At 40.1% G+C, this 6,000-nt stretch carries 6 protein-coding genes; 3 read left to right on the forward strand and 3 right to left on the reverse strand.

Annotation, left to right across the window (positions count from 1 at the left end; translation table 11 throughout):
- Positions 1-157: 157 nt before the first annotated feature.
- Entirely contained in the window at positions 158-334 is a 177-nt protein-coding gene (gene rmf / locus AX660_RS09985) for a ribosome modulation factor (protein WP_068376063.1), read from the forward strand.
- A gap of 124 nt (positions 335-458) precedes the next feature.
- On the opposite strand, the gene fabA is transcribed toward rmf, so the two are convergent.
- The gene (gene fabA, locus AX660_RS09990) at positions 459-977 is read right to left on the reverse strand and encodes a 3-hydroxyacyl-[acyl-carrier-protein] dehydratase FabA (protein ID WP_068376065.1); all 519 of its coding nucleotides are present in this window, start codon (positions 975-977) and stop codon (positions 459-461) included.
- A 135-nt stretch (positions 978-1,112) separates the two neighbouring features.
- Between fabA and AX660_RS09995 the strand changes: the two genes are divergently transcribed.
- Entirely contained in the window at positions 1,113-1,364 is a 252-nt protein-coding gene (locus AX660_RS09995) for a hypothetical protein (RefSeq protein ID WP_068376066.1), read from the forward strand.
- 1 nt (position 1,365) lies between these two features.
- Complete coding sequence (locus AX660_RS10000; protein WP_082768833.1) at positions 1,366-2,091, forward strand: heparan-alpha-glucosaminide N-acetyltransferase; 726 nt, start codon at positions 1,366-1,368, stop codon at positions 2,089-2,091.
- Between the two features lies 1 nt (position 2,092).
- On the opposite strand, the gene AX660_RS10005 is transcribed toward AX660_RS10000, so the two are convergent.
- Both AX660_RS10005 and AX660_RS10010 read right to left on the reverse strand, forming a co-directional pair.
- Positions 2,093-2,647 (reverse strand): YgjV family protein, encoded by a 555-nt coding sequence (locus AX660_RS10005; protein ID WP_068376067.1) that lies wholly within the window; start codon positions 2,645-2,647, stop codon positions 2,093-2,095.
- Between the two features lie 135 nt (positions 2,648-2,782).
- On the reverse strand, positions 2,783-5,530 hold the full coding sequence (locus tag AX660_RS10010) for a TonB-dependent receptor (protein WP_068376070.1): 2,748 nt from the start codon (positions 5,528-5,530) through the stop codon (positions 2,783-2,785).
- Between the last annotated feature and the right edge of the window lie 470 nt (positions 5,531-6,000).

The raw sequence follows: 6,000 nt of genomic DNA on the forward strand, positions 1-6,000 counted from the left end.
TTTAGTTTAAGTTGAAAACCAGATTTTTTTCAATAAGTTAAAGTTTGTCAAACCTTTTAGTTTGTTGATCTCATTGAACCAATTCACATTATCCACTATCTCTATAACGTGATCATTTCGGTCACCCGTTAATAAATACGTCATAAGAGGAAACTCAATGAAGCGACAAAAACGAGATAAACTTTCCAGAGCACATTCTAAAGGTTACCAAGCCGGTATTGCTGGCCGTTCTAAAGAAATTTGCCCTTTCCAAGCATCTGAAGTCCGTTCGGAGTGGTTAGGAGGATGGCGAGAAGCCATTGGAGACAGAAGTTTAGGATTAACGAGTAAGTAAGTTTGAGCCCCTGTCAGGGGCTTTATTTTATCTGCATTTCCCTTCATCTTTGAAACTGCATGTTTGTTGGCTGCTCTGATACTCGCAGCCGCACAATTTTAATGATTTTAGGATTAGCTAGGGTTTAGAAGTTACTGGTATCTTGAAACAAACCAACTTTTAAGTCTTTAGCTTGATAGATAATACGTCCGTCAACCGCTACCGTACCATCACCCAAACCCATAAAGAGTTTACGTTTGATTACACGTTTCATGTCAATACGATAGGTAACCTTTTTTGCAGTAGGTAATATTTGACCGGTAAATTTAACCTCACCTACACCTAAGGCGCGGCCTTTACCTGGGCCACCACACCAACCTAAGAAAAAGCCAACTAGCTGCCACATGGCATCTAGGCCTAAACAACCAGGCATTACTGGATCACCAGGGAAATGGCAGGCAAAAAACCACAGATCTTCAGAGATATCGAGCTCGGCAACAATATAGCCTTTATCGAACTCGCCACCTTCTTCATATATTTCAACGATGCGATCCATCATTAACATATTTGGCGCAGGGAGTTGGCTATTGCCTGGCCCAAACAATTCGCCACGACTGCAGCTTAAAAGATCTTCACGAGTAAAACTATTTTGTTGTATTGTCATTGTATAAACTGCCTAATTAAATTCAGCGCGTAATTTAGCGAACACTTGTAAGCTAAACAACTCTGAACAGTGATTTATTTTGTGTTTTGTCGCCTAAATGGCTGAGATTGTTGGAAATAAAGGTTTTTGGATTGTATGCAGAATAAAAAATTAGTGGCTAACGCGGAAAAGCAAAAACGCTTTCGTCTAAAACAAAAAGAATTGGGTAAAAAACAAGTGAGGGGGTATGTCACTGCGCCTGCGATGGAGTGTTATGCAGAAATCAGTGCTAAAACAGGCTGGACTGATAGCGAAGTACTGTCAAATGCGTTACGCATAACTTACGCAGCCTATAAGTGTGGTCAAATTAAGCTTTTAAACGAATGGCTAAAAGATCACAATAAATAGTATGAAGTTAAGCCTGTTGCACAAGCCAGAAAACCGCCAGAACCGCAATTTAGCGATAGATGTATTGCGAGGTATTGCAATTATCCTAATGATTGTATTTCATTTTGGCTATGACCTTACGGTGTTTGGTTATACCGACTACGATACTAATATCGATATGGAATGGCGGGTGTTTAGAGCGGTAATTGTCAGTGGTTTTTTATTGGCTGTTGGTATGAGTGCTTATCTGGCGTATTACAACCACATAAATAAACGTAAACTAGGGCTTAACCTGCTTAAACTACTATTGGTGTCACTGGGTATTTCTCTTAGTAGTTATTTGATGTACCCCGAACATTGGGTGTATTTTGGCATTATTCATTTTATTGCTGTGGCCTTGCCCTTATCTCTGGTATTTATTCAACGCCCCAATTTTTCTCTTTTATTGGCAGTGGTTATTTTAATTGGTTATTTTAGTGATACCTTAACGTTAACTCAGCCTTGGCAGTGGAGTGTTAAACATTGGGGAATACCAGTACACACTGTTGATTTGGTGAGTCTAACACCTTGGTTTGCTCTGGTATTGTTCGGTATTTTCATCATTCATCACCAGTTACTACCGACAATAAAAGCGACCAAGCTAAATCAGTTTGTGGCGCGATTAGGCCAGCATTCATTATTGATCTATTTAGTGCACCAACCTGTGCTGTTTACTGGGTTTTACTTATTTCAATACCTTAGTGAATAATTCAATTATTTTTAGATGTCTTAGTTTGCTCAGCAAACAACTTAAACATCGTACGGCCATTAACCACTAAAAACACAGCTTCGATGATGGTGCCACCAATGGAACCCACCAAAAAATTATGACTTAACCAACATGCTGAACCTAAAAACATCAAACTGCGCATACGTAAGCCTTTTTCTCGAAACATAGCCCATGTGCCTAGCGATGTACCAACAATCGGAAAATAATCCACAATTTCAGTGGCATTGGGCAGGGCTACTAGCCATAAAATAAGTAAAAACCCAGCCATCACCCAAATATTTTTGGTGCGCATCGAAATATAATTCCGCAGGGTACCTAACCACGCAGTTAACGCTCCAGCCCACAACCCCAGCATCATGAACTGTATACCCATGAGTAAGGTAAAAATGGTTAGATTACGGCGTAGATGATCATCATGTTTTTGTAAAAATGCACTGACACCAACAATCAATGCCAGCAATCCTATAAGTTGTGCCCACGGGTTTTCCCAAAAAAGATCATTAAGCGAAGTCAAAAACGGTAAAACGATACTCAAACATGATCCTTATAACTAAAATTTGTACTGAAGTGAGAAATTGCAGGGATGGGGTATTTTAGAACAAAAAGAAAAGCAAAGTTTGCTTAAACAAACTTTGCTTTTGGTTTTTTTACTTAAAATTCAATATTGAATTTAGAATTTATATTTAGCACCTACATAGTACTGACGGCCTGTAGCATGGTAATAAGACAAACGATTACCAGCAGAATCAACCCATTGATCATCTACTTCATCAGTTAAGTTCAAGGCTTCTAAAGTCACTTGTACATTGTCATTGATTTTATAGCTCATTGCCGCATCAACGTTAGTGGTTGGGTTTGTACCTTCCATATCTGCACCATTACGACCGATAGCAGTGGTCAAATAATCAGAACGATAAGCCATAGAAACACGTGCACTAAAGGCATCTTTTTCATAATACAAGGTAGCGCTGCGAGCTTTTTCAGATAAGCCCATTAAATTCCGAGTTGCAAGTACGACGCCGAAAGTATCAACATAATCCATTTGGCCTTTAACTTGGGTGTAATTAGCCATAATACCAAAGTCTTGTAAAAACCCTGGTAAAAAGGTGAACGGAGTCTGGAAGATAATTTCAAAACCATCCACTGTGCCGCCTGGGCCATTTAGTGGAGTGTTGGTATTCCACTCGACATTTTCATCACAACCAAACTCTGCGCCATAACCTGGACCCGCATTACAAGCATCTTTAGCCGCTTGTAAAGGCAAACCGGTTTCTAAAAAGGTTTTAGATTCACGTAAATTCTGCACGTGACTGTCGATATCTTTTCTAAAAAACGCTGCGGCTAAGACACTTTCTTCTCCAAAGTACCATTCAACACCAAGGTCATAGGTTTTTGCACGCGTTGGTTCAAGAGTAGGGTTACCACCACTGATCGTGCGAGATCCACCTGAAACAGATACTGAGACGTTAGGACGAATACTTTGTAAACCTGCACGTGCCATTACTTCTGCGTAACCAAAACGTACTAATACGTCTTCAGCTACTTCAAACACCAAATTCATCGAGGGTAACACTTCTGAATAGTCGTGGTCAGCAGTGATTAATTCGGGGCTACCACCAATAGTTGCCCATGCTGTAGATGACTGGTCAGTATTAACATAACGTAAACCAAAATCACCACGCATTGGAAAAGAGCCAAGTTCAGTATCAGTGACTAACTGTACAAAAGCGCCTTGGGTTTCTTCACTAGCAGAATAGTTATCTGCCAAGCGGTTTTGCGAACTGACGGCAAAAGCGCCGGTGTTACTGTAGATGTTAAAAGTATCGGCAATTAAATCACGATTAGGAATCAACCAAACAGGATTTGGACCTAGGCCAGAATCGTATTCCATCAAGTATTCTGGTGCCACAGAAATAGCTGCGGCAGTTGCGCCACCTTCGGTGCTAAGGCGAGCTTCATAGGTTTCAAACTCAAACTTTTTATAATGCACACCGGTTTTAAGTGTCAGGTTATCGGTTAAATCGTATTGCAGATTAATCTGCGCGGTATCGAAGTTATTCTCAGCACCTAAAGGACGTAGTCTCAAACTGTTAGAAGCCCAACCGTTTTTATCAAACACTTCGCTGCCAAAAGTTAATACTGGATCGTCGCGTAAGGCCCCACGGTAGTCGTAACTAAAATCAACACCCACTTTTTCCATCACTATGGTGGTTTGAATAGGGTTATCAAACTCAGACTGCGCGGTTCCTATCATGGCATCTATGCTTAAACGGTCAGTAAAAGTATGTTCCAAGGCTAAAGTAAACTGAGTAAAATCAGTGGTGAGCTCGTCGTAACGGCTTTCTGCACGGATAGTAGCATTCTCAAATGCGCCATAGGTCATAGTATTGGCATTGTCTATCTCATAAGCAGTTACATTCATACGGCCGGCTTGTGAGTTACCATTCAAGATCCCTTGCATAAAGGTTTCTTGACGACTTGAATCATTTTTTGAGTACAACACGTCAAAACTGATTTCGGTATCGCTGCTAGGACGAGCCTGGAATGAGGCGCTCATGCCAAGTCGGTCTGATTCATGTAAATATGAGTCATAACGCGGAAGGCGCGGGCGGAAAGCGTCATTAATTGCGGTTAATTCAGCACCACTTGTAACACCATTATAACTACCAAAATCGTTTGCTCTGTCCCAACGGACCGTACTGGCACCGTTGTCTTCCAGGTTACGTTGTGAATAAGAAACCGAGAACAAGGCACCAAATTTACCATCAGCAAAGATGTTGCTAACTAAGAACGACGCCTTAGGATCTTTATCGCCAGACAGGGAGTTATAACCTAACTGCCCTGAAGCAGCCATAGTAAAACCAGCATAATCAAAAGGCTGAGAAGCTTTTAAATCAACAGTAGCACCTAGTGAGCCCTCTTCTACGTCAGCAGATGCAGTTTTACGCACAACTAAGGAGCTGAATAAATCAGAAGAAAAGGTGTTGAAGTCGAAACCACGTCCACGGTTAGCACCGCCGATAGCGTCAGTACCGCCACTGGTGGCAATTGCTTCCATGCCGTTGATACGAACACGAGTAAACTCTGAGCCCAAGCCACGTACAGAAATTTGACGGCCTTCACCTGCAACCCGACTTATTGTGACACCAGGGATACGTTGTAATGATTCTGCTAAGTTCAAATCAGGAAAATCAGCAATATCTTCGGCTAAAATAGCGTCAACCGAGCCGATAGATGAACGTTTATCTAATAAAGCACGATTTAAGCTGTCACGAAAACTACCCGTTACTTCAATGACTTCTAAATCATCTGGCGCTGCAGCTTCTTGAGCGAAGACAGAATTTATTCCTATAGTTTGAAAACTACATAACAAGGCTAAGCAAGTTGCTAGTTTCTTTTTTTGAAAATTTGGTCTCATTAAACACCTCTCAGTTCAGTTTTTATATTGGTAGGGTACAGATGTATTTAAACTTATTATCAGTAGGCTGGTATTTGATGATATTCATCATCTTGTTTGCCTAACTGTCATCCTTCCTTACGCAGTAGCTTTTTAAATTAAACATGCAAAGCACGTTCTTTATATAAGAATACTCTGCATAAAAATTAACGATAATCAAACATCGCGAGGCGCATCCTACTACTCAATGCTACCGGTGGCAAATTAAATATTTAACAAAAATGCAAACAAAATTTAAAATGTTAACAATTGGATATTTTAACTGTTTTTACATTTTTATATTAAGTTTCTGAACTAACTTTTATGACGTTTTTGAAAACCATTTTTGATGCGGACCGAAATTAACTATCTGTTATATAAGACTTTTAAGTATTTTTCCTCTGCATTGTTAGCCACTAACTTATTCATTATTAATAATTTGTTTATTTAGT

This window comes from Paraglaciecola hydrolytica, from assembly GCF_001565895.1.
In the GTDB taxonomy this organism is placed as follows: Bacteria; Pseudomonadota; Gammaproteobacteria; order Enterobacterales; family Alteromonadaceae; genus Paraglaciecola; species Paraglaciecola hydrolytica.

Excerpts from the sequence above, each read along its gene's own strand:
- rmf (WP_068376063.1), top strand. The coding sequence starts at position 158 with ATGAAGCGACAAAAACGAGATAAACTTTCCAGAGCACATTCTAAAGGT.
- fabA (WP_068376065.1), bottom strand. The coding sequence starts at position 977 with ATGACAATACAACAAAATAGTTTTACTCGTGAAGATCTTTTAAGCTGC.
- AX660_RS09995 (WP_068376066.1), top strand. The coding sequence starts at position 1,113 with ATGCAGAATAAAAAATTAGTGGCTAACGCGGAAAAGCAAAAACGCTTT.
- AX660_RS10000 (WP_082768833.1), top strand. The coding sequence starts at position 1,366 with ATGAAGTTAAGCCTGTTGCACAAGCCAGAAAACCGCCAGAACCGCAAT.
- AX660_RS10010 (WP_068376070.1), bottom strand. The coding sequence starts at position 5,530 with ATGAGACCAAATTTTCAAAAAAAGAAACTAGCAACTTGCTTAGCCTTG.